Origin of the sequence: Bacteroides sp. AM16-24 (genome assembly GCF_003471885.1) — a bacterium.
Taxonomy (GTDB): Bacteria; Bacteroidota; Bacteroidia; order Bacteroidales; family Bacteroidaceae; genus Bacteroides.
Genome location: NZ_QRKI01000050.1, coordinates 1 through 1,155 on the forward strand (window position 1 = coordinate 1; position 1,155 = coordinate 1,155).

Below are 1,155 nucleotides of genomic sequence, written 5' to 3' on the forward strand. Positions count from 1 at the left end.
CTTGAGTTCAACTTATAAATGCAACTTTTTGGGTGCGGATAATAAGCAATAAAAACATTTATTTTTCAGAGAGGAAAGAGAGACAATGTCCCCCTTTCTCTCACTCTGAATGGATAAAGTTTGCTATCTTTGCTTTAATTGTCCGTCCAAAGAAAAAAAAGTTGCAGATGAGCAAACATATAACCGAGGAACAAAGGTATGCAATTTCTATGATGTTGCAAATACCGATGAGCAAAAAAGCAATAGCGGAAGCTATCGGAGTAGATAAAAGCACTGTTTACAGGGAGATAAAGCGCAATTGCGACGCCCGAAGTGGTAGCTATAGCATGGAGCTTGCCCAGCGAAAAGCAGACAGGCGCAAGCAGCAAAAACATCGCAAGGAAGTGCTTACACCGGCAATGAGAAAACGGATAATAAAGCTGTTGAAGAAAGGATTCAGCCCGGAGCAGATTGTCGGCAGGAGCCGCTTGGAGGGAATTGCGATGGTATCTCACGAAACGATATATCGCTGGATTTGGGAGGATAAGCGGCGGGGTGGCAAACTGCACAAATATCTTCGCAGACAAGGTCGCAGGTATGCCAAACGTGGTTCTAAAAATGCAGGGCGAGGATTTATCCCAGGCAGGGTGGATATTGATGAGCGTCCCGAGATAGTGGAACTGAAGGAGAGATTTGGTGATTTAGAGATAGATACAATTATTGGTAAGAACCACAAAGGTGCCATTCTTACCATTAACGACAGAGCAACAAGCAGGGTCTGGATACGCAAGTTGTCGGGAAAAGAAGCCATCCCGGTAGCTAAGATTGCAGTATGGGCACTGCGGAAAGTGAAAAACTTAATACACACAATTACGGCTGACAATGGAAAGGAGTTTGCAAAGCACGAGGAAATTGCGCAAAAATTGGAAATAAAATTCTATTTTTGCAAACCATACCACTCATGGGAACGTGGTGCCAATGAAAACACCAACGGGCTTATCAGGCAGTATATCCCAAAGGGTAAGGACTTTAGTGAAGTAACCAACAAACAGATTAAGTGGATTGAAAATAAACTCAATAATCGACCTCGTAAAAGACTTGGATACCTCACGCCAAACGAAAAATTTAAACAAATTATTAATCAGAATTCTGTTGCATTTGCAAGTTGAATTCAGC

At 42.3% G+C, this 1,155-nt stretch carries 1 protein-coding gene; it reads left to right on the plus strand.

Annotated features, from left to right (window positions below):
- Positions 1 to 167 precede the first annotated feature (167 nt).
- On the plus strand, positions 168 to 1,148 hold the full coding sequence (locus DW182_RS22015) for an IS30-like element IS4351 family transposase (RefSeq protein ID WP_005794072.1): 981 nt from the start codon (positions 168 to 170) through the stop codon (positions 1,146 to 1,148).
- The last annotated feature ends 7 nt before the right edge of the window (positions 1,149 to 1,155 follow it).

Coding starts and splice junctions, on each gene's coding strand:
- DW182_RS22015 (WP_005794072.1), top strand. CDS start 168: ATGAGCAAACATATAACCGAGGAACAAAGGTATGCAATTTCTATGATG.